The organism is Furfurilactobacillus entadae, assembly GCF_045862745.1.
Classification (GTDB): Bacteria; Bacillota; Bacilli; order Lactobacillales; family Lactobacillaceae; genus Furfurilactobacillus; species Furfurilactobacillus entadae.
Genome location: NZ_BQXN01000002.1, coordinates 127,693 through 147,609, shown reverse-complemented (window position 1 = coordinate 147,609; position 19,917 = coordinate 127,693). Strand labels below are relative to the sequence as shown.

Below are 19,917 nucleotides of genomic sequence, written 5' to 3'. Positions count from 1 at the left end.
ACTGTCTTTGGTAAATTAAAAGTTGAAATTGGTAGTTTACAGCAATACGCAAACGCCTCAGAGCTAACCAAAGCAATCAATTCCTGGATTAATTATTACAATCAGAAGCGAATTCAAATAAAATTAGGCGGTCAATCACCACTCGATTTCGAGCGGCAATTAACTGCCTAATTAACAAAACTATTTAGTTCCAACTTTTTGGGTAAACGTCACACAGATAAGATGGTGGATGCTTCTTTTTTTAATGTATTAAGCGGACACGCTGGCGTCGCCGCCTTCGCGCAACTTATCAGCAAATTCATTGATTTTCCGTAAACGGTGGTTAACCCCGGACTTAGAAATCGGGCCACCGGGCACCAGATCGCCCAGTTCCTTCAAACTAATTTCCCGGTTAGCTAACCGGGTTTCAGCCATGGCCTGAAGTTTTTCAGGTAGTTGACTCAAGCCAACCCGTGACTGAATGTACTCAATGTTCTCAATTTGATGGGAACTGGCGGAGGCCACCTTTTCCATGTTCGCCGTTTCGCAGTTCACCAACCGGTTGACTGAATTTCGCATATCGCGCATGATCCGCACATCTTCAAACTTCAGCATGGCGTTTGTGGCACCAATCAACGTCAAAAAGTCGGCAATTTTTTCGCCTTCTTTGAGGTACGTGATGTATCCGCTCCGTCGGTTGGTCATCCGGGCATTGAGGCCGTAGCGATTCATAAATTCACAAATCTGTTGGTTCTGTTCTTCATACAGTGAATAAACTTCAAGGTGATACCGGCTTGTATCCGGATTATTAACGGAACCACCAGCCAAAAAGGCCCCCCGAATGTACGACCGGACTTCACTGTCATCCGTCAAGATGCCATCAGGAACAACTGCTTCAATCCCAAGGTCGCCCATGATATGAAGATCCTTCAGCACCTGCTGTGTCCCAGTCTTTAACCGAACGACATACATATTATTTTTCTTTAACTTAACGTTTTTACGGACAATTAATTCTGCTTCCAACCGGTAAAATTGCTTGAGCAAGGTGTAGATCCGCCGCGCAATCGCAGGATTTTCCGTTTGAACGTTCAAAATGAACGCGTGGTTAACGATGCTAACCGCGCCGTTCATCCGGATCAAGGCCATCAGTTCGGCCTTTCCGTTTGCCTCGTGGACGCGAAGTCCCGTCAATTCTTTTTTGACGTCACTTGCATATGACATGTGTGCGCCCCCTTTAATCTAATTGTTTATCAGCCAACATTTTCATTAGCTCGGCCACCACTTTGTGACCATCGTGAAACGCACCGGCATCCCGCAATTCCAGCAGGTTAGCCCGAATGGCGTGGGCTTCTAACGCCGTCAAGCCGGCTGGGTTTGCCGTTACTTGCGTTGAGACCTCGTTCCAGCGTTTCCAATCCATATAATCTTCCGGCACCGTTGCAGTGTTAACCAACACGGTATCAACGACGTGCGCGTCCAAATGATCATCGATCACCTGCACGTGATCAGCATCCGTAAACCCGTCCGTTTCACCCTTTTGCGTCATGATGTTACAAATGTACACAACTTCCGCTTTGGTCTGCCGCATCGCCTCACCGACGTTACTGACCATGAGGTTCGGCAGAATGCTAGTGAACAGGCTTCCAGGGCCCAAGACAATCATGTCCGCGCCCATGATGGCGTCAACAACTGCTGGCATGGCCGTCGCCACTGCTTCAGCTGCATCCGGCTGTGGCGTGACCCACACCCGTTTGATCTGTTTATGAGCAGCGGTAATCTCTGCTTCACCAGCCAACGATGTCCCGTCTGTAAACGTTGCGTGTAATACCAGTGGTTCGTTTGCCACCGGATAAACGTGTCCGTCCACCCGCATCATTTTGGACAATTCCTGAACCGCGTCAAACACCCCGTGGTCCATTTCCGTCAATGCCGCGATGATCAAGTTTCCAATCGCGTGACCAGAAAAGAAGTTATCGCTTGCCCCAAACCGGTATTGAAAGACTGCCAGTTCAACGGGTGACAGCTGTGATAACGAAACCATGACATTTCGAATGTCTCCAGGCGGCACCACGTTAATGTAATTGCGAATGATACCAGACGAGCCGCCATCATCAGCGACCGTCACCACGGCGGTAACATCGACGTCTTGGTTGTGGAGTGAGTTCAGCACAACGGGTAAGCCAGTTCCACCACCGATCACGACGACCCGGGGCCGTCTTTTTTCAGCAGATTTCATGACCGATTCACCGTTTCCTTTCGCTTATCAATGTCACGATGGCTAATGTTGACCCGGTAATCCGCCGCTAAGTCATGGCTCAAACGTTCAGCAATCGCAACTGACCGGTGTTGACCACCCGTACATCCAATTGCAACCGTCAAGCTACTCTTCCCTTCACGTTCATAACCGGGCATGATCAATTGAAGCAGCTCCAAAAAATGGGTGTAGAAGGATTCTGTTGCCGGTTGTTTCATAACGTAATCAGCAACGGCCTGATCTTTTCCGGTCAGGTTCTTCAAGGTGTCAATGTAATACGGGTTCGGTAAGAACCGCACATCCATCACTACATCAGCGTCAATTGGCAAGCCATATTTATACCCAAAAGACAGCACTTCAATGTGAAACTCTGTGGCCTGATCGTCCTTTTCAGCATACTGAGAAAAGATCTCCTCACGAAGTTGCCGCGGGGTGAGGTCATCCGTGTTAATGACATATTCTGCCCGCGCCTTCATTTCAGAAAGCAACGCGCGTTCTTGGTGGATGCCGTCCAAAACCCGGCCGTCCATTGCTAACGGATGAGCACGCCGCGTTTCTTTATACCGCGCCACCAGTTCGCCATCAGACGCATCAAGAAAGAGCACCGAGGTCTTTACCGAGCCTGTGCTGCTGGAGATCGCCAGCATTTCCTGTAGGTCATCAAAAAATTCACGAGAGCGCAGGTCCACGACCAGTGCGACCTTATGAACCTTTCCGGACTGACGCACAAGTTCCCAAAACTTGGGTAATAATTTGGGGGGCATGTTGTCCATCACAAAATAGCCGAGGTCTTCAAAACTCTGCATTGCCACAGTTTTCCCCGCGCCACTCATTCCAGTAATAATTACCAAGTCCAGTTGTTGTGTCATCGTCCACTTCTCCTTTGTTTCGTCACGAATCAGTATAACATACCGGGTGTGTCATTTTATGACTTTTACTTACTTATTTTCCAGATCTTGCATTTTTACGGCATGCTGGTGCCACCGCCAGCTCGCAACACCGGCCGTTACGGGGACCGTTACCAGGACGCCCATGAATGACAGTAAAACCATAATGAGTTCCGCCGCGAACACCTTATCGTTAAAGACCTGGCCAATTGAATAATGGAGGCCGACAAACCAAATGAACAGCGCCAAAAAGCCCCCGAAGAAACCAAAGAACAGTGTATTCAACGTTGTCCCGATGATTTGTTTACCGACGTTCAGACCGTCACCAAACAGGCGCCGCCCGGTAATGGTGGGTTGTTGTTCCTCGATCTCACTTAAGCCCGCGGAAATGGCCATGGCTGCTTCAGCAATTGCGCCCAACGTGCTGAGCACCACGGTACAGATTTCAACCTTTAGAAACGAAATCCCAATGTAGAGCGACATTCCCTCTAAATCTTCACTATCTTCATCCCCGAAGCCGGCCACCTGAGCCCAGTGTTCGACAGGAATGATCAGTAATAGTAGCACTAGCATCACCACAACGGCCGCATAAAATGCCGTTGTGGTGCTATTGTCGTCATCGTTTCCAAAAAAGATTGTGACAGCAAGGATCACCGTCCCGGCCACCAACGTAACGGGGAGTGGCGGTAAGTGAAATTGCACCAAAACAATGGTTAAAAAGAGCAAACCAAAATTAATCCCTAAACTTAAAAAGGCAATCGCCCCCTGCTTACCACCGACAGCCCACATCGCTAAAAAAAGTAAAATTGCTAACACACTAAACGTTGTCATTTGCTGTCTGTCCCTTCTTCATGAGGCGGCTTGCCACAAAGCTAGCAACCGGAATCGCTAACACGATCCCCAGTCCACTAATCAAACTTTGAAAGACCCCCATCGACATGTTCATTCGGTATGTATAGCCCCAGTTATTTCCGTTTTTGAGGTAAAGCAGCGTCAGTGGAAACGTATCGGCCACAAAAATTAAAAACAGAACGTTAATCAGTGGGCCCATGATCGAGCGGCCAACGTTACGGCCGGAGACAAAGAGTTGTTGGCGCGAAAGATCTGGTCGTTCATTATGCAGCTCAAATAAAGTCGCCACAATATCAGTCGACTCGTCCATCACCGCTCCTAGTGAGCCGATTAAGGTCTCCGCTAAAAATAGTGGCCGCGGCAAGGTCGTGACGTACTGCAACCCCTCGTAATGCATTCCCCGTTCATGGGTCACTGCAAACACGATTAAACTAATGATGATGGATAAGGCCGTTCCGCTCAGTGTCGCAATGAGCGTAATCAAAGTCTGCTTTCGCCAGCCCAAAACCAACCACAGCGTGAGCGCGGCAAAGAGAACTGCCACAAAACTAAAGATGACAAAGACATTCCCGTTTTTAAGGGACAGCTGTAAATTAATGGCCGCAAAAAAGAGCACTGCATTAACGCTCACAGAGACAATGGCCATTAGTCCTGAAAATTGCATTCCCAGGAGGAGCAAACTGACAACTAGCCACGCAAGTAATGCGATGACGACATCCCGTTTCATGCCCGAAATGGTCGGTTGTTGTCCACGGTGAGGGGTGGAGATAAACACCTGACTCCCAACGTGGTAGCGTTGATCCTCCGCCCCAGATAGGCTGGTCACGTTTGTCATGGTCACATGCTGACCACGATGGGTGGTGTTAAGCACCACCCCACTCAGCTTTTGTGTCACTGTTCGATCATCGTTTTGAAATTCATCGCGTTGGGTGATTGCGCGTTCGTTATTGACCTTCGTAATTCGAACGATCGGTTGATGATAGAGTCGGGCATTATGTGCCACACCGATCACCATCAATCCCCCCAGTAAAACTACCGCGATGGTTAGCCACCAACTTGGCCGCCGAAGCCGTCTTGCCGCCATTTTCTTTACCTCCTGCGTCAATGCTGGTCCCATTTTACCACCGTTCAACAATGGCACTTAAAAACGTTACGAAAACTAAAGTTCCACCCCGTTTCTTCCGGCCACAAAAAAAGGCATGAGTAATAAATAAATTCATTACCCACACCGTCTTAAAATAATTTTGATTAAATGACATCAATTTCATCATTACCATAGTGATGTTTGAGCCAATAATACAGGGGAATCCCCAACGCAATAAAAATAATCGAAATCAACGTTCCGGTGACATCAAAGCACAGTTCACTGATCACCACAAATCCCGTCCCAAGAATGGCGACTACCGGGACAACCGGGTACAGCGGGATCTTAAAGCCTTGTGGCGCACCACCATTACGGTGCCGCAGGATGAACACCCCGGCAAACGCGGCGATGTAAAAACTGTACATCACGAAGATACACAGTTCCGAAAGCCGGTCAGTATCCACCGTTAAAATCATGGCACTTGTTAACACCAAAAGGATGCAGGTCGCCACCACCGGCGTTTGTGTCCGGCGGTTCAGATGCGCAATTTGTTTGGCAAACGGAAGCTGTTTTTTCGCTGCCATGGCGTAATAGATCCGCGGGAACGTCATCATTTTTCCATTCAAGGCACCAATAATTGAAACCATGATCCCGATGTTGACCAGGCGTCCACCAAAGCTGCCAAACGCATTCAATGCAAAGTAGGCGGTGGCGTTTTGCCCTAACTCGTTAATTTTATTGGCACTAAGCGACCGGAAGATTCCAAACGTCACGCCAAGGTACAGCACGATAATGATCAAAATCCCGATGATGATGGCCAGTGGTAGCAACCGTTCAGGCCGTTTGAGCTCGCCACCAAGGTTCGTAATCAGAATCCATCCGTCGTACGCAAAAATGGTCCCCAGTACCGCCACACCAAAGTTCCCCACGCTCTGATGAATTCCGGCTACCGTCTCACCAATTGCTTGTTCATGACCAAAAAATAATCCAAAAACAATAATGGCAACGATCGGCAGCAACTTACAAATGGTTGTTACGATGGCAAAGGCTGCACCATAACGATTTTCAAGCATGTTTAACAGTGCGATCACCACGATGGTTCCAATGGCAATTGGCGCTTTCCACGCGGCTCCCAGGCCAAAGAAGTTGACCACAAGAAGACCTAAGTACCCGGCAATTGATCCAACGATGGCCGGTGCATACACGATAATCTGCATCCACCCGGATAAAAAGCCCCATAACTCACCGTAAATGTGCGCCATGTACTGATATAACCCACCTGTATGCGGAAATTGTGATCCAATTTCCGAAAGCGTTAGCCCGTCGGCAAGTGTAATGACCCCACCAAGAAACCACGCCAGCAAGGCTAAATTTGTTGACCCCGTCATCTGAAGCACTGACGCTTGTTTAAAAAAGATCCCCGAACCAATTACGGTTCCAATCACTAATGCTAACGCCGACCATAGGCCTAATGAGCGTTTTAACTGTGTTTCTGCCATTCACGGTCCCCTTTTCACGCGAATGTTCGTAATCAGCACATCATTTACTGATCACGCCCCGCGTCTTTCAATATAGCTAAGTGTAGCAGAGGCATCACACCGGCGCAATCATTGATAATTAAAAAATAATGATAACTTTTTTGTATTCACATTACTTATGAAAATCAATATTTTTATCGAGAATCGTTCGGCTTTAAATGTAAAAAAAGCACCTGACGAATCACGATTGATTCATCAGGTGCGCTTTTGGAGCTGGTAAACCACCAGCTTAATTCATTTAAAATGAGTTACTTTGTTGCTTCAGCAGCGGCGACAGTCCGCGCCTTATCGCGTTCCAACACTGGCTTTAAATACCGCCCAGTATAACTTGTTGGCACCTCAGCAATTTCTTCAGGTGTTCCGGTGGCCAGAATGGTTCCACCGCCGGCACCTCCCTCGGGGCCAAGGTCGATCAAATGATCGGCCGTCTTGATAACATCAAGGTTGTGTTCAATGATCAAGACGGTATTGCCATTGTCCACCAACCGATGAAGCACACCCAATAACCGTTTAATGTCATCCGTGTGCAACCCCGTCGTTGGTTCATCTAAAATGTAGAAGTTTCGCCCATTTGCCTTCTTGTGTAATTCAGAAGCCAACTTCATCCGTTGCGCTTCCCCACCAGACAACGTGGTTGCGGACTGGCCAAGGTGAACGTAGCCTAAACCAACATCAACGATGGTTTGCAACTTCCGGGTAATCTTTGGAATTGCGGCAAAGAAGGCCAGTCCTTCAGAAACCGTCATGTTCAAAACGTCAGCGATGTTCTTTCCCTTGTACGTCACTTCCATGGTTTCGGAGTTATACCGTGATCCATGACAAACTTCACAAGGAACATAAACATCCGGCAAGAAGTTCATTTCAATCTTTAAAATCCCGTCACCATGGCACGCTTCACAACGGCCACCCTTAGTGTTAAACGAGAACCGGCCCTTTTGATACCCACGAAGCTTAGCTTCGTTCGTTTGCGCGAACAAGTCACGAATATCATCAAAGACCCCGGTATACGTTGCCGGGTTCGACCGTGGCGTCCGGCCGATTGGTGATTGGTCGATGTCCACGATCTTTTCAATGTTCTTAATGCCGGCCACACTCCGGTACTTTCCTGGCTTAGCCGAGTTATTGTTCAACTTCTGTGCTAAAACTTTTTCCAGGATCGAGTTCACTAACGTCGACTTCCCGGAACCAGACACACCGGTCACGACGGTCATTTCGCCCAGCGGGAAGCGGACATCCACGTCCTTCAGGTTATTTTCTGAAGCACCCTTCAACTCGATTGCCTTCCCGTTACCGGTGCGCCGCGTTAACGGAACCGGAATGAAATCTTTCCCGGACAAATACTTCCCGGTCAATGATTTCGTGCTGCGGGCAACCTGCTTTGGTGTACCGGCGGCCATCACACGGCCCCCGTTTTCACCAGCACCAGGGCCGATATCAATCAAGTAATCAGCGGCCAACATGGTATCTTCATCATGTTCAACAACAATCAGTGTGTTCCCAAGGTCACGCATCCGCTTCAATGAACTGATCAACCGGTCATTATCACGTTGATGAAGTCCGATGGATGGTTCATCCAGGATGTACAGGACCCCGGAAAGGTTCGAGCCGATTTGCGTGGCTAATCGAATCCGTTGGGCTTCCCCACCAGACAAGGTCCGGGCAGACCGACTCAACGTCAGGTAATCCAGGCCAACGTTTTCAAGGAACGTTAACCGATCACGAATTTCCTTAACGATGGGTTCCGCGATCACACGATTTTGTTCACCGAGGGTCAGTTCATTAAAGAACGGCACTTCGTCACTAATGGCCATTTCGGACACTTCACCAATGTGCCGGCCGTTGATCTTAACGGCTAGCGCCTGCCGATTCAACCGGTAACCGTGACACGTTTGACACGTCAATTCAGTCATGTACTGCCGCATTTGGTCACGAGTAAAGTCAGAGTTCGTCTCTTTGTAACGCCGTGAGATGTTGTTCATTACGCCCTCAAACTCAGCGTCAACGTCACGAACCCCGCCAAAATCGTTTTCGTAATGGAAGTGGAAGGTCTTCGTCGTTCCGTATAACACCATGTCACGCTGCTTCTTCGGTAATTTGCCAAATGGCGTGTCCATGTCAATCTTGTTTTGTTCCGCAAACTGTTCAAGCATGCTTGGATAGTACATTGAACTAATCGGATTCCATGGTTCCAAGGCCCCATCACGTAAAGTCTTGGTCCGGTCTGGCACCACGAGATCTTCATCAACTTCTAGTTTGACACCGAGTCCTTCACAATCTGGGCAGGCACCAACTGGTGCGTTAAAGGAGAACAACCGTGGTTCTAATTCACCAACGGTAAAGCCACAAATTGGACATGAGTAGTGTTCGGAAAACTGTAATGGATCACCATCGATCACATCAACCGTGGCGTACCCATCACTCAACCGTAACGCTGCTTCAAATGAATCAAACAGCCGGCTACGACTGTCGCTGTCGGGCCGCACTACGATCCGGTCAATCACAATGTTGATGCTGTGGTACTTGTTCTTATCCAATTCAGGTACTTCATCGACGTCCATTGTTTCACCATCGACTTGGACCCGAACGAACCCTTCGCGCTTGATCTTTTCAAACACTTTTGTGTGCTGGCCCTTCTTGCGCCGCACGATTGGTGACAGAATCTGAAGCCGCGTCCGCTCTGGTAAGGCCAGGACCTGATCCACCATTTGTTCAACGGACTGACTGGTAATTTCCGTCCCGTCGTTTGGACAAATGGGGGTGCCGACCCGCGCCCAGAGAAGCCGCAGGTAGTCGTTGATTTCTGTTACGGTTCCCACCGTTGACCGGGGGTTCTTACTGGTTGTCTTCTGGTCAATCGAAATTGCTGGACTAAGCCCGTCGATCGAATCAACGTCTGGCTTGTCCATCTGGCCCAAGAATTGCCGGGCGTACGCTGACAAACTCTCAACGTAACGGCGCTGGCCTTCAGCGTACAACGTATCAAACGCTAACGAACTCTTTCCGGAGCCCGAGAGCCCCGTGATGACCACAAGCTTATCCCGTGGAATCGTTACGTCGATGTTCTTTAAATTATGGGCACGTGCCCCATGGATCACAATTTTATCGTTATTTGCCATGCTTCCCCTACCTTGTTGCCGTTATTGTTTGGCCGTCAATTCCATGATTGTGTCACGGAGGTTCGCCGCTTCTTCGAAGTCTAACTTCTTGGCGGCTTCTTGCATTTGCTTGTTCAAACCAGCCAACATTGCATCCTGATCAGCCTTACTCAAATTATCAAAATCATCCTCGCTAAACGTCGATTCGTGCTGCCCTTCACCCGTCGGTGCGGTGATCGTGATGTTATCACGAATTGGCTTAACGATCGTTGTTGGCGTGATGTGATGTTCCTCGTTATAGGCTTCTTGCAGTGACCGCCGCCGTTTTGTCTCGTCAATGGCTGCTTGCATCGAGCCGGTAATTGAATCTGCATACATAATGACGGAGCCGTTAGCGTTTCTGGCCGCCCGCCCGATCGTTTGAATCAATGACCGTTCGTTCCGCAAGAACCCTTCCTTATCTGCATCCAGGATGGCGACCAGTGAAACTTCCGGCACGTCAATTCCTTCCCGCAAAAGGTTGATCCCAACCAGAACGTCAAACTTACCAAGTCGGAGATCCCGAATGATTTGCGTACGTTCCAGCGTTTTGATGTCACTATGAAGATAACGAACCCGAATCCCGAGATCCTTCAAGTAGTCCGTCAAATCTTCCGCCATCTTTTTAGTCATGGTGGTTACAAACGTTCGTTCATGCTTTTCGATCCGTTTGTTGATTTCACCAACCAGGTCATCAATTTGGCCCATAATTGGCCGCACCTCAATGGTGGGGTCCAGTAAACCGGTTGGCCGAATAATTTGCTGCACAACCGTATCCGTTTGTTCGCGTTCATAATCCCCTGGTGTGGCGGACATGTACACAACCTGGTTCACGTGTTGCTCAAATTCATCGATCTTCAATGGCCGGTTGTCCAACGCGCTTGGCAACCGGAAACCATAGTCCACCAGCATTTGTTTCCGTGACCGGTCACCCTTGTACATTCCCCGAACCTGTGGCATCGTCACGTGACTTTCATCCACAACGATCAGAAAATCCTTCGGGAAGAAATCAAGGAGCGTAAACGGCGGCTCCCCGGGAGCACGACCGTCCATATGCCGCGAGTAGTTTTCGATTCCACTCGTATATCCCATTTCCTTCATCATTTCCAGGTCATACGTCGTCCGTTGCTGAAGTCGTTGCGCTTCAAGAAGCTTGCCCTGATCATTTAAAACGGCCAATCGGTCCGTTAATTCGTCGCCAATCGTTGTGATGGCGTGATCCATAATCGCATCGTTTGTCATGAAGTGGGTCGCCGGGAAAATGGTGATGTGGTCACGATCACCGATCACTTCACCAGTAAGGGCGTCAACTTCACGCATCCGGTCGATTTCGTCACCAAAGAATTCAATCCGCAAGGCCCGTTGGTCTTCAGAGGCTGGGAACACTTCCACAATGTCGCCGTGGACCCGGAACCGGCCCCGCTGGAAATCAATGTCGTTACGTTCAAACTGAATGTCGACCAGCTTGCGCATAAAGTCATTTCGTTCGATCGTCTGCCCGATCCGCAATGAAATGACGTGATCCTTATACTGGTGTGGGTCCCCTAAACCAAAGATGGAAGAAACGGACGCCACAACGATCGTATCATTACGTTCAAGTAACGAACTGGTTGCTGAGTTCCGCAACTTATCGATCTCGTCATTAATTGCCGAATCCTTTTCAATGTAGGTATCAGAAGAAGGCACGTAGGCTTCTGGCTGGTAGTAATCATAGTATGAAACAAAGTATTCCACCGCGTTATTGGGGAAGAACTCCTTGAATTCACCGTACAACTGTCCGGCCAGTGTCTTATTGTGTGAGAGCACCAACGTCGGTTTGTTGACGTTGGCAATGACGTTACTAATCGTGAACGTCTTCCCGGTTCCAGTTGCCCCCATCAAAATCTGGGCCTTTTTGCCACTCTCGATTCCCGTGGTCAACTGATTAATTGCTGCCGGCTGATCACCAGTCGGTTTGTACTTTGAAACAAGGTCAAATTTACGATCAGCTTGACGTTCAATCATCCTAACGTCTCCCCCTTTATGTGCGTTGTCGAGTTCATCATTATTGTCGTCCCATTAGTGTAACAGGTCTGTCAAGCCGGACCAACGAAAACGATCGGCTATGGCAAACACGTCACACGAATGCGTTTAGATAGCGTATTTATGATAGCACAGCGAACATACTTTCGCACGAAATAAGCCCAAAAAGATCCGAATGTTTGGCAGCATCAGATGTGCTGACCGAACCGTTCGGATCATCATGCGTTCACACTAAAATTGACTTGTTTAACCGGTCCTTAGGGCGCCCGCGACATTCCCGTTTAGTCACTCATTGCCGCACATCAGGGAGTGACTTGTTTAACCGCTTGACGATTTGTTTGGCTCTCATCATACTACTCAACCAAATGGTAATGTAAACGACCACGTAGATCACTGTATAGCCGATCAACCACCCCACGTTAAGTGGAAACCAGCCACAGATAATGGCTAACGGTGTGAATAAAACAAACGTCACACTAAAGTGGACGACCGTTTGCTTCGTGATGCTCCACCGTTCTTGATCAAAGACCATTCCCGCCAAACTAAACATGACACCAATCATGATCCATAGCCCCGTTGATGCCAGTGTTGCCGTTGTTAACGACGTGAAGTGCTGCGTGAACCAAGGGGATGAGGGATAAAACGACTTTGTTTGTTCAACAACCGAGAAGAATAAGGCGATCAGGTAACCAACTGTGATGCCAACGATAACGCCAAAACCAATTCTTGCGCCCATTTTTTTCATTTTAGTAACCTCCGTTTAAGCGTTTGTGCATATCGCCGTGAGGTATAAGTCACCTCATCAGAGGTTAACCGCACCAAAAAGATGCCACCACGGCCCAGGTCAAACTGTTTGATGCATGAAATTCGAACAATTTCTGAACTTGAAATCTGAATAAACAAGCGCTTTGATAACCGCTCCGCCAGTTCATAAATGCGCTGACGAATTTGGTAAGTCCCCGTAGCTGTTTCACACACAACGCTTTTCCCAGCGGTATGAAAACGAATCACGTCAGCAATGGCAATGCTAACGGTTCGGTCATCGTGGTGCCCTTCGATCATTAATAACGTTGAAAAATCTTCAATCGTTTGCCCCAATTCAATTAAATCTGGTGTTTTTTGCATCGCCGTAATGGTGACAAACGGTTCAACCATCTGTTTAACAATGTCAAACGTCACTTTCATGCTGTCGCCCCCCTTTTTCATCATTAAGACTAATCCAACCACAGTGTGGTTCTCAATTGTTTTGGGATAAGTGGTCCATCCGTTGCGACAAACGGTTCGGCAAATAAAAAAACGTTAGCTGAAAAAAATGATTTCATTCTCTCAACTAACGTTTTATTTTAATGTCATTTAGCCTTCAACAAAGGCGTTAATGGCGTCGGCAAACTGTTGTAACTTTGTGTTGGCTTCTGCCAACGTTGCCCCATTTGTTCCAATGTAGAACTTGATTTTTGGTTCCGTCCCGGATGGCCGCACAGCAATCCACGTGCCATCAGCTAACCAGTACTTCAAGACCTCTGCATGCGGCAGGTCGAGTGCTTCAACACTACCATCAGCAAACGTCTTGGTTCCCTTAGCGATGTCGTCCGTTGCCACAACCTCAACGCCAGCATAGGCGGTTGGGGCGTTGTTTCTGAACTTATCTAAAATGGCCTCGATCTTCTTAGGCCCTTCGATCCCCTCGTACGTTTGTTGCAACGTTTGTTCACGGAAGTAACCGTACTCTTTGTACAGCCCTTCCAGACCATCATACAGGGTTTTTCCTTGCTTCCGGTAGTACGCCGCGATTTCAGCCAACAGGGTCAACGCCTGGATGGCATCCTTATCTCGAACGAATGGCTTGATCAAATACCCGTAACTTTCTTCAAACCCAAACATGAACGTGTGGCTACCCGTATCCTGGAAGCTTTGGATCTGTTCCGCAATAAACTTAAACCCAGTCAACACGTTGATCATGCCCACATGGTAGCTTTCAGCAATCTTTGTCGCAAACTCTGTGGAAACGATCGACTTAACGGCAACCGCATTTTCTGGTAGCGTCCCTGCCGTTTTGTTTGCTTCAAGAATGTAGTGCAACATTAGGGCTGCAATCTGGTTCCCCGTCAGGAGTTGGTACTCACCGTTAGGCAACCGTACGGCAGTTCCTAACCGGTCAGCATCGGGGTCCGTGGCAATCAATACGTCCGCGTTCTTTTCCTTTCCCAAGGCAATGGCCATGTCAAACGCCTCTGAAAATTCAGGGTTCGGAAAGGCAACGGTTGGAAAATCACCATCTGGTTCGGCTTGTTCAGGAACCGTAATGAAGTTTTTAAACCCAGCGTTTTTAAGGGCCCGTTCACCGGGCATCCGCCCAGTTCCGTGAAGTGGTGTAAAGACAAACGTCATGTCTTTGCCTTCTTCTGCGGCTAGCGCTTTATCAACCGTGACCGTTGCGACGTTTTCCAAGTAAGCTTGGTCGACGTCTTCACCGATGATGGTTTCTAACCCATTTTCCATGAGCACTGCCTCATCCGCCGTTTCAATGGCAAAGAGGTCCGTTACCCGCCGAATGTAGCTCGTGATCAGGTCAGAATCCTTTGGTGGCATCTGCGCGCCATCTTCACCATAGATCTTGTAACCATTGAACTGCTTGGGGTTATGACTAGCAGTGATCATGATTCCAGCAAACGTCTTTAAGTGACGCACCGTGAAGGATAGTTCTGGTGTTGGCCGTAACCCTTCAAAGACAAAGCTCTTGATGCCGTGTTGACCCAAAACCTTGGCTGCTTCATGCGCGAATTCAGTTGAGTGGTGCCGTGAGTCAAAACTAATTGCGACCCCACGTGCTTTCACTTCATCGCCAAGCTGGTCCATGTACATGGCGAGCCCTTCAGTTGCCTGCCGCACCGTGTAAAGGTTCATCCGGTTGATCCCAGGTCCCATAACACCACGCATCCCGGCAGTTCCGAAACTCATTGGTTGATAAAAGGCATCCTCCAAGGCGTCATCGTCATTTGCCATGGCGGTTAATTCTGACTTAAGTCCTGCTTCTAAACCTGCGTAATCATTCCAGGTTTGGTACATTTCTTTCCAGTCCACAATTGCATCTCCATTCGTATAATCAAAGTCACCAATCTGACGTTAATTATACCCTATTCGGAAACGCCGCGCAGAGTCAGTTCGTCACCAGTGGTCTCGCCACCGTTTTAAATCAAAAAAGGTGCTTACGAACGATTACGCGTCCATAAACACCTTTTGATTATAAAATTTGTTAGGCTTCTGCTGCAACGGCAGCCTTCAAATCTTCCAAATATTGAAAAACTTGTTGACCAGCAATGCCGCCATCACCCACAGCCGTAGTGATCTGGCGAAGATCCTTTTCACGAACATCCCCAATGGCGAAGATTCCAGGAACCTTTGTTGCCATGTGGTCATCCGTTGGGATCCATCCATTTTCGTCGGTAACACCAAGACCCATGAATGGTTCGGTCATTGGCAGGTTTCCAACGTAAATGAACACGCCGTCAGCGGCCATTGTGCTGTCTTCACCAGTCTCCCGGTTATGAAGCTTAACACCAGTTACCTTCATGTCGTCACCAACAATTTCAGTCACTTCGGTGTTCCACACAAAGTCCATCTTGTCATTTGCAAACGCCCGGTCCTGTGACACCTTCTGGGCCCGCAACTGATCACGCCGGTGAACGACCGTGACCTTTTCTGCTAGCTGTGTCAGATAAATACCTTCTTCAATGGCGCTATCGCCACCGCCGACAACAACGACGTGCTTGTTCTTGAAGAACGCACCATCACAAACGGCACAGTAGGAAACACCCCGGCCAGAGAATTCTGTCTCGCCTGGGACGCCAAGCTTACGGTATTGGGATCCCGTCCCAATGACCACGGCCTTCGCCACATACTCGTCTGTATCCGTCTTCACGGTCTTCGTGTTGTCGTCATTTTCTGTAATCTTTTCAACGGCACCGTAACCATACTCTGCGCCAAACTGGGTGGCCCCTTCGTACATGGCACTCGCAAGGTCTGGCCCCAGAACGGACTTAAATCCAGGGTAGTTTTCAATGGCAGCCGTGTTGTTCATCTGGCCACCATAAATGCCCCGGTCTAACAAAAGGACAGACAGGTTAGCCCGTGAAGCGTAAAGTGCGGCCGTCATCCCACCAGGGCCGGCACCAATCACAATGACATCATAACTGTTTGTCATATTAAACTTCCTTCCCGCAGTCACGCTGCTTTTAACGATAGCCACATATTACTATCTTTTTGTAAGTAAGGCAACTGTTTTGTTTGCTACCCGCTACGGTAAAACGCGCTGACCTGATTAATTCAATGCCAGCGCGTTTTCCAAGGGGTGCTTATTTTTTATTGGCCTTGATTTCGTCTGCTAATTGCAAGACGTAATCACGTAGATCATCCTTTACATCTGGATGACGTAAACCAAATTCAATGTTTGTCTTGATCAGACCAAGTTTGTAACCCACGTCGTAACGGTCACCATTAAACTCATGTGCGTAAACGTGTTGCTTCTTGTTCAGCAAATCAATGGCGTCTGTCAACTGAAGTTCGTCACCTTTACCCGTTGGGGTTTGTTCCAAGGCTTCAAAGATTTCAGGTGTCAACAGGTACCGTCCGATGATGGCTAAGTCTGATGGTGCATCTTCTGGCTTTGGCTTTTCAACGAAGTTCTTCACTTCATACAAACCTTCAGAAACTTCCTTAACAGGGTTGATCACACCATACTTGTTCGTTTCCTCATGAGGAACGCGCATAACGGCCAACGTTGATTCACCAGTTTCGTTATAACGGTTGATTAATTGCTTTGTCAACGGAACCTTGTCTTCCATCAAGTCATCACCAAGCAACACAACAAATGGTTCGTCACCGATAAAGTCCTTTGCTGTTAACACGGCATCCCCTAAACCACGCATGTGGCTCTGCCGGATAAAGTACAAGTTACTATCGTTGCTTGACTGAATGGCGTGCAACATTGAATCCTTGCCCTTGTTAGCCAAGTCCGTTTCTAGTTCAGGTGCTGAATCGAAGTGGTCTTCAATAGACCGCTTGCCCCGCCCAGTCACAACACAGATCTGTTCGATCCCTGCTTTGTGGGCTTCTTCAACGATGAACTGGATCGTTGGTTTATCAACGATTGGTAACATTTCTTTGGCGATTGCCTTTGTTTCCGGTAAAAAACGAGTTCCGTAACCCGCAGCGGGAATAATGGCTTTTCTAACTTTTTGCATAACAACAAATTCCTTTCGTGTTGCGACCATTTTCTTCATGGCCTGGTTTTGCACTATCTAACACCCTAACCGAGTTCGGCACGACCCTCACGTTGCATTAGGCCTGTAATAACGGCACGGACATCCGCCTCATTGTATAAGACATCGTAAATTGCATCTGTAATTGGCATCTCAACATGACGGGCCCGGCCAAGCTCATGGGCTGCTTTTGTCGTAGCAACCCCTTCGATAACCATTCCCATTGTATCAATAACCTCTTGTAATGACTTACCTTGCCCTAACTCATTACCAGCCCGCCAGTTTCGCGAGTTAACGCTTGTCGCCGTCACAATCAAATCACCGACACCCGATAACCCGATGAAGGTTAGTGGGTTCGCTCCAAATGACTGTCCCAAACGACTGATCTCAGCCAGCCCCCGTGTCAATAGCGCTGCCTTTGCATTGTCACCGTAGCCGAGGCCGTGAAGGGCACCGGCACCGATGGCAATGATATTTTTCAGTGCGGCCCCAAATTCGGCGCCAATCACATCCGTATTAGTATAAACCCTGAAATACGGGTTCATAAAGAGTTTTTGCACTTTTTTTGCAGCATCCACGTTTTGTGAGGCTGCTGTAATCAATGTAATATCTTTTTTGGCGACATCCTCTGCGTGGCTGGGACCAGATAAAACAACGATTGCGTCGCGATTTGCTGCCGGAATCTCTTCCGTCAACATTTCAGAGACCCGTTTATACGTTTGCTGCTCCAAACCCTTAATGGCGTGCACAACGGTCACCGTTTGGTGAGTTGCCACAAGAATCTTTGCCGCTGCCGCGCTCACTTCGCGAATGGCCTTCGTTGGAACAACGAATAAAACAACCTCGGCATCCGCTAACGCAGTCGCCATATCGGCCGTAACCATTAATGCCGGTTCATAATTGAAATTTGGCATGTACGCGTGGTTTGTATGGTGGTCATTCATTTCTGCGACTTGTGCTTCGTTATGCGACCACAGGCTCACCTGATGGCCATTTTCTGTTAATAAGTTTGCGAGGACACTCCCCCACGAACCCGCACCAAGGACCGCAATTTTTGTTGTCATGAGTTCTCCTTACCGGGTTTATCACCCTGGGTCGTCAATTCACTGTCTGTTACGTACATTGGCACGCCCTGACGGCGACGAATGATCAGCCACGTCAGTGCACCAATAAATAGAATCACAGATAACCACTGGGACACACGTGCTGGACCGAGCATGAGACTGTCAGTCCGCATGCCTTCAACAAAGAACCGTCCGAACGCATACCAGCACACATAGAGAAAGAACACTTCACCACGGCGGTAAAGGCCCTTAATGTGCCGCGTGCTCATCAATAAGACAAACCCAGCAAGATCCCATACAGATTCATAAAGGAACGTCGGGGTTCGGTAGGCCCCGTCAATGTTCATTTGGTTCACAATAAACGCTGGCAGATGAAGCGCCTCTAAATGTGCGTGGGTTGTGATTTTACCGTAGGCCTCTTGGTTCATAAAGTTGCCCCAGCGCCCAATTCCCTGCGCCATAATCACCGTTGGTGCGAGGACGTCAAGAAACAAGAATGTCGGGATCTGCCGCGCCCGCGTAAACCAAACCACAACGATCATGGCCCCAATCAACGCCCCGTAGATGGCAATTCCACCGTCCCAAATGGCGATAATTTGGTCCAGGTGGTGCTGGTAGTAATCCCATTGAAAGACCACATAATACAGCCGGGCCGTTATTAGTGCTACTGGCAATGCCCACAAGAGAAAATCGTATAGGTCATCTGGATCTAACCCCTGGTGCCGTGCTTCTCGTAAAGACAACCATAACGCCAGGAAGACGCCACTTGTAATGATGACGCCGTACCAGTGCACCTGAAGTGGTCCAAGGTGAAGCGCAATGGGGTTTAGCGCCCCGAGCAATGTTTCGTTATTCATGCCGCTTAGTCCTTCTTCGCTTCCGTTGCCGCTTCGTTTGCTTCGTCACGTTTAGAATTTTCTTGAATCAAACTGTTCAAGTTTTGATCAAACGTCTTGGTCGCGTCGTAACCCATTGAACGGGCCCGGAAGTTCATCGCAGCAGATTCAATAATGATGGCTAAGTTTCGCCCAGTTTTAACCGGAATGGAAATCATTGGCACCTGAACGTCGAAAATCTGGCGTTCATCATCCGCATTCCCCAACCGGTCAAACTGCGTATCTGGTGTCCAGTTTTGGAGGTGAACGATCAACTGAATTTTAGCTTGGCTCCGAACCGCTCCGGCCCCAAACAGGTTCATCACGTCAATGATCCCGATTCCCCGAATTTCCATCAAGTGATTCAAAATCTTCGGTGCTTCACCCACCAGCGTTTGTTCGTCCTGTTGGTAAACGTCCACCCGGTCATCGGCAATCAACCGGTGGCCCCGACGAATCAGTTCCAGCGCTGTTTCAGATTTACCAACCCCGGAATCCCCAGTAATAAGGACCCCAAGTCCGTAAATATCAACCAACACACCATGAATGGATTGACGTTTTGCCAACACGCCACTGAGGTACATCGACATGTTTGACAGAATCCGTGATGAAGTCTGCTTTGAACCCAATACTGGAATGTGCGCTTCACCGGCTGCCTGAAGCAGTTCATCTGGTGGTGTAATCCCTGTTGAGACCACAAAACAAGGCGTTTGGGCGCCCATCATCTTCCGCATGATCATGAGGAGCTCTTCATGACTCATTTTCTTTGAAAACGAGGTCTCCGTGATTCCTAACAACTGAATCCGTTCCGGCGGATAGTAATTAAAGTATCCCGTCATTTCCAAGCCAGGCCGCGAAATGTCTGGGGTTGTTACACGTCGTTCATCTAAATATTCTTCACCGTAGTATACGGAGAGCCGGGCATTCTCCACCAGCTCGCGAATCGTCACACTATCTGCCACAAGTCATC

General features: G+C 48.6%; 17 protein-coding genes. 1 reads left to right on the top strand and 16 read right to left on the bottom strand.

The window, feature by feature from the left end; all coding sequences use genetic code 11:
• The coding region (locus ACKTR5_RS01880) for an IS3 family transposase (protein WP_407878721.1) at positions 1–171 on the top strand (171 nt) is incomplete at its 5' end.
• A 78-nt stretch (positions 172–249) separates the two neighbouring features.
• Here ACKTR5_RS01880 and whiA read toward each other — a convergent pair.
• The 16 genes from whiA to hprK form a co-directional block, all read right to left on the bottom strand.
• Positions 250–1,200, bottom strand: coding sequence for a DNA-binding protein WhiA (whiA, locus tag ACKTR5_RS01875; RefSeq protein ID WP_407878716.1), 951 nt, complete (start codon positions 1,198–1,200; stop codon positions 250–252).
• Positions 1,201–1,213: 13 nt separating this feature from the next.
• Positions 1,214–2,215: a gluconeogenesis factor YvcK family protein gene (locus tag ACKTR5_RS01870; protein WP_407878714.1), complete on the bottom strand. Its 1,002-nt coding sequence runs from the start codon at positions 2,213–2,215 to the stop codon at positions 1,214–1,216.
• A complete protein-coding gene (rapZ, locus tag ACKTR5_RS01865) occupies positions 2,212–3,102 on the bottom strand; it encodes an RNase adapter RapZ (RefSeq protein WP_407878712.1) in 891 nt (296 codons plus the stop codon). Before rapZ ends, ACKTR5_RS01870 begins: the two co-directional genes overlap by 4 nt.
• A gap of 69 nt (positions 3,103–3,171) precedes the next feature.
• Positions 3,172–3,951: a YibE/F family protein gene (locus tag ACKTR5_RS01860; RefSeq protein WP_407878711.1), complete on the bottom strand. Its 780-nt coding sequence runs from the start codon at positions 3,949–3,951 to the stop codon at positions 3,172–3,174.
• Positions 3,938–5,056: a YibE/F family protein gene (locus ACKTR5_RS01855; RefSeq protein ID WP_407878710.1), complete on the bottom strand. Its 1,119-nt coding sequence runs from the start codon at positions 5,054–5,056 to the stop codon at positions 3,938–3,940. The genes ACKTR5_RS01860 and ACKTR5_RS01855 overlap by 14 nt, the downstream gene beginning before the upstream one ends.
• 164 nt (positions 5,057–5,220) lie before the next feature.
• Positions 5,221–6,555, bottom strand: coding sequence for an APC family permease (locus ACKTR5_RS01850; protein ID WP_407878709.1), 1,335 nt, complete (start codon positions 6,553–6,555; stop codon positions 5,221–5,223).
• Positions 6,556–6,842: 287 nt separating this feature from the next.
• Complete coding sequence (gene uvrA, locus ACKTR5_RS01845; RefSeq protein WP_407878708.1) at positions 6,843–9,710, bottom strand: excinuclease ABC subunit UvrA; 2,868 nt, start codon at positions 9,708–9,710, stop codon at positions 6,843–6,845.
• Between the two features lie 21 nt (positions 9,711–9,731).
• Positions 9,732–11,732 (bottom strand): excinuclease ABC subunit UvrB, encoded by a 2,001-nt coding sequence (uvrB, locus tag ACKTR5_RS01840; protein ID WP_407878707.1) that lies wholly within the window; start codon positions 11,730–11,732, stop codon positions 9,732–9,734.
• A gap of 307 nt (positions 11,733–12,039) precedes the next feature.
• Complete coding sequence (locus ACKTR5_RS01835; RefSeq protein WP_407878705.1) at positions 12,040–12,495, bottom strand: DUF3021 domain-containing protein; 456 nt, start codon at positions 12,493–12,495, stop codon at positions 12,040–12,042.
• The gene (locus ACKTR5_RS01830; protein ID WP_407878704.1) at positions 12,492–12,935 is read right to left on the bottom strand and encodes a LytTR family DNA-binding domain-containing protein; all 444 of its coding nucleotides are present in this window, start codon (positions 12,933–12,935) and stop codon (positions 12,492–12,494) included. Before ACKTR5_RS01830 ends, ACKTR5_RS01835 begins: the two co-directional genes overlap by 4 nt.
• A gap of 168 nt (positions 12,936–13,103) precedes the next feature.
• Positions 13,104–14,831, bottom strand: coding sequence for a phospho-sugar mutase (locus tag ACKTR5_RS01825; RefSeq protein WP_407878702.1), 1,728 nt, complete (start codon positions 14,829–14,831; stop codon positions 13,104–13,106).
• Positions 14,832–15,003: 172 nt separating this feature from the next.
• Positions 15,004–15,951: a thioredoxin-disulfide reductase gene (gene trxB / locus ACKTR5_RS01820; RefSeq protein WP_407878700.1), complete on the bottom strand. Its 948-nt coding sequence runs from the start codon at positions 15,949–15,951 to the stop codon at positions 15,004–15,006.
• 151 nt (positions 15,952–16,102) lie between these two features.
• The gene (gene galU / locus ACKTR5_RS01815; protein WP_407878699.1) at positions 16,103–16,990 is read right to left on the bottom strand and encodes a UTP--glucose-1-phosphate uridylyltransferase GalU; all 888 of its coding nucleotides are present in this window, start codon (positions 16,988–16,990) and stop codon (positions 16,103–16,105) included.
• A 65-nt stretch (positions 16,991–17,055) separates the two neighbouring features.
• Positions 17,056–18,072 (bottom strand): NAD(P)H-dependent glycerol-3-phosphate dehydrogenase, encoded by a 1,017-nt coding sequence (locus ACKTR5_RS01810; RefSeq protein ID WP_407878698.1) that lies wholly within the window; start codon positions 18,070–18,072, stop codon positions 17,056–17,058.
• Positions 18,069–18,929, bottom strand: coding sequence for a prolipoprotein diacylglyceryl transferase (gene lgt / locus ACKTR5_RS01805; RefSeq protein ID WP_407878697.1), 861 nt, complete (start codon positions 18,927–18,929; stop codon positions 18,069–18,071). Before lgt ends, ACKTR5_RS01810 begins: the two co-directional genes overlap by 4 nt.
• Positions 18,930–18,934: 5 nt before the next feature.
• A complete protein-coding gene (gene hprK, locus ACKTR5_RS01800; protein ID WP_407878696.1) occupies positions 18,935–19,909 on the bottom strand; it encodes an HPr(Ser) kinase/phosphatase in 975 nt (324 codons plus the stop codon).
• Positions 19,910–19,917 lie beyond the last annotated feature (8 nt).

Excerpts from the sequence above, each read along its gene's own strand:
- ACKTR5_RS01860 (WP_407878711.1), bottom strand. The coding sequence starts at position 3,951 with ATGACAACGTTTAGTGTGTTAGCAATTTTACTTTTTTTAGCGATGTGG.
- ACKTR5_RS01830 (WP_407878704.1), bottom strand. The coding sequence starts at position 12,935 with ATGAAAGTGACGTTTGACATTGTTAAACAGATGGTTGAACCGTTTGTC.
- rapZ (WP_407878712.1), bottom strand. The coding sequence starts at position 3,102 with ATGACACAACAACTGGACTTGGTAATTATTACTGGAATGAGTGGCGCG.
- lgt (WP_407878697.1), bottom strand. The coding sequence starts at position 18,929 with ATGAATAACGAAACATTGCTCGGGGCGCTAAACCCCATTGCGCTTCAC.
- uvrB (WP_407878707.1), bottom strand. The coding sequence starts at position 11,732 with ATGATTGAACGTCAAGCTGATCGTAAATTTGACCTTGTTTCAAAGTAC.
- whiA (WP_407878716.1), bottom strand. The coding sequence starts at position 1,200 with ATGTCATATGCAAGTGACGTCAAAAAAGAATTGACGGGACTTCGCGTC.
- ACKTR5_RS01855 (WP_407878710.1), bottom strand. The coding sequence starts at position 5,056 with ATGGCGGCAAGACGGCTTCGGCGGCCAAGTTGGTGGCTAACCATCGCG.
- ACKTR5_RS01850 (WP_407878709.1), bottom strand. The coding sequence starts at position 6,555 with ATGGCAGAAACACAGTTAAAACGCTCATTAGGCCTATGGTCGGCGTTA.
- galU (WP_407878699.1), bottom strand. The coding sequence starts at position 16,990 with ATGCAAAAAGTTAGAAAAGCCATTATTCCCGCTGCGGGTTACGGAACT.
- ACKTR5_RS01870 (WP_407878714.1), bottom strand. The coding sequence starts at position 2,215 with ATGAAATCTGCTGAAAAAAGACGGCCCCGGGTCGTCGTGATCGGTGGT.
- ACKTR5_RS01810 (WP_407878698.1), bottom strand. The coding sequence starts at position 18,072 with ATGACAACAAAAATTGCGGTCCTTGGTGCGGGTTCGTGGGGGAGTGTC.
- uvrA (WP_407878708.1), bottom strand. The coding sequence starts at position 9,710 with ATGGCAAATAACGATAAAATTGTGATCCATGGGGCACGTGCCCATAAT.
- ACKTR5_RS01835 (WP_407878705.1), bottom strand. The coding sequence starts at position 12,495 with ATGAAAAAAATGGGCGCAAGAATTGGTTTTGGCGTTATCGTTGGCATC.
- trxB (WP_407878700.1), bottom strand. The coding sequence starts at position 15,951 with ATGACAAACAGTTATGATGTCATTGTGATTGGTGCCGGCCCTGGTGGG.